This is a genomic window from Tropicimonas sp. IMCC6043, from assembly GCF_004146235.1.
Taxonomy (GTDB): Bacteria; Pseudomonadota; Alphaproteobacteria; order Rhodobacterales; family Rhodobacteraceae; genus Tropicimonas.
This window is the reverse complement of sequence record NZ_SELO01000237.1, coordinates 1-255: the sequence shown is the minus strand read 5'-3', so window position 1 is coordinate 255 and position 255 is coordinate 1. Positions and strand designations below refer to the sequence as shown.

General features: G+C 56.9%; 1 protein-coding gene. It reads right to left on the bottom strand.

What is annotated here, in order from left to right:
* On the bottom strand, nt 1-205 hold a 205-nt coding region (locus EU800_RS27445; RefSeq protein ID WP_207210039.1), incomplete at its 3' end, for a hypothetical protein.
* Between the last annotated feature and the right edge of the window lie 50 nt (nt 206-255).

The window sequence follows — 255 nt, the reverse complement described above, 5'->3', positions numbered from 1 at the left end:
CGCGTTCGTAGTCTCCCGCCTCTTCTAGCCCCATGCAGGCCATTCCATATACAAAGCCTGCGCCCGGAATGCTTTCGTCCCAGTCACTAAGTGCTCGAGTCACCGTGGAGCGAAGTACGTCAGGTCGTCCGAAGAAGATCGCGCCAATATGCTGCAAACGTAGGGCGATGATGTCGTGCGGGTACTCCGTGACGATGTAGTCCAAGCGCCGTTGGACGCCAAGCATGTCATCACTAACCCATCGCCCAAGCACAT